Origin of the sequence: Bacillus sp. AFS017336, from assembly GCF_002555445.1 — a bacterium.
Classification (GTDB): Bacteria; Bacillota; Bacilli; order Bacillales; family Bacillaceae_G; genus Gottfriedia.
The window spans coordinates 1-257 of the sequence record NZ_NUCO01000081.1 but is presented as its reverse complement, the minus strand read 5'-3'; the positions used below and the strand labels follow the sequence as shown (position 1 = coordinate 257).

Annotated in this window: 1 protein-coding gene; it reads right to left on the bottom strand. The window is 70.0% G+C overall.

Translation table 11 applies throughout. The features are described from left to right. Nucleotides 1–257: ATP-binding cassette domain-containing protein (locus tag CN601_RS22170; RefSeq protein WP_142317404.1), on the bottom strand; the 257-nt coding region annotated here is incomplete at both ends.

Genomic DNA, 257 nt, shown 5'->3' with positions numbered 1-257 from the left:
CGAAGAGCATCAGCTCGGGATCCATCGCGAGCGCCCGAGCGATGGCGACGCGCTGCTGCTGGCCCCCGGAGAGCGCGGACGGGTACTGTCCGGCCTTCGCACCGAGGCCCACCTGTTCCAGGAGCTCCATCGCCTTGGCCCGCGCCTCCACCCTCGGCCGGCGGAGCACCTGGATCTGCGCCTCCACCACGTTCTCGGCCGCAGTCATGTGCGGGAAGAGGTTGAAGCGCTGGAACACCATGCCGACACGCCGACGC